General features: G+C 60.9%; 1 protein-coding gene. It reads left to right on the forward strand.

Translation table 11 applies throughout. From position 1 onward, the window contains the following. On the forward strand, positions 1-1,447 hold a 1,447-nt coding region (locus ACZ9IM_RS30465), incomplete at both ends, for a VCBS domain-containing protein (protein ID WP_476225834.1).

Consider the following 1,447-nt stretch of genomic DNA (forward strand, 5'->3'; position numbering starts at 1 on the left):
GCAGCGATGGCGTTGCCAGTGCCGTGCAATCGTTGAAGGCTGGCGAGAGTCACAATGAAGTGTTCACCGTGCAGGTCAGCGACGGCCTCGGCGGCATCGACACCCAGCTGGTGACTGTCACCGTCAGCGGCACTAACGATGCGCCCGTACTCAGCTTCGTGACGGGCAACGATGCCGGCGCGGTAAAGGAAGACACCACCCTCAGCGTCAGCGGCCAGTTCAGTTCGGCCGACATCGATCACGACGCAACCGCCAGCTGGAGCATCAATGGCTCGGCTTCGGGCACTTACGGCTCGATCGTCGTCGACAGCACTGGCCAGTGGACGTACACCTTGGCCAATGGCAGCGATGGCGTCGCCAGTGCCGTGCAGTCGCTGAAGGCTGGCGAAAGTCATAATGAAGTGTTCACCGTGCAGGTCAGCGATGGCCTTGGCGGTGTCGACACCCAGCTGGTGACTGTCACCGTCACCGGCACCAATGACGCACCCGTACTCAGCTTCGTGACGGGCAACGATGCCGGCGCGGTAAAGGAAGACAGCACCCTCAGCGTCAGCGGCCAGTTCAGTTCGGCCGACATCGATCACGATGCCACGACCAGTTGGACCATCAACGGCTCGCCAACCGGAACCTACGGTTCGATCGCCGTCGACAGCACTGGCCAGTGGACTTACACCTTGGCCAATGGCACCGATGGCATCGCCAGTGCCGTGCAATCATTGAAGGCTGGCGAAAGTCATAATGAAGTGTTCACCGTACAGGTCAGCGATGGCCTCGGCGGTGTCGACACTCAGCTGGTGACCGTTACCGTCAGCGGCACTAACGACGCCCCGGTACTCAGTTTCGTGACGGGCAACGATGCCGGCGCGGTAAAGGAAGACAGCACCCTCAGCGTCAGCGGCCAGTTCAGTTCGGCCGACATCGATCACGATGCCACGACCAATTGGACCATCAATGGCTCGGCTACGGGAACCTACGGCTCGATCGCCGTCGACAGCACCGGCCAGTGGACGTACACCTTGGCCAATGGCACCGATGGCATCGCCAGTGCCGTGCAGTCATTGAAGGCTGGCGAAAGTCACGATGAAGTGTTCACCGTGCAGGTCAGCGATGGCCTTGGCGGTGTCGATACTCAGCTGGTGACTGTCACCGTCAGCGGCACTAACGATGCGCCCGTACTCAGTTTCGTGACCGGCAATGATGCCGGCGCGGTAAAGGAAGACACCACCCTCAGCGTCAGCGGCCAGTTCAGTTCGGCCGACATCGATCACGATGCCACGACCAATTGGACCATCAATGGCTCGGCTACGGGAACCTACGGCTCGATCGCCGTCGACAGCACCGGCCAGTGGACGTACACCTTGGCCAATGGCAGCGATGGCATCGCCAGTGCCGTGCAATCGTTGAAGGCTGGCGAGAGTCACAATGAAGTGTTCACCGTGCAGGTCAG

The organism is Pseudomonas sp. TE12508 (assembly GCF_056279485.1).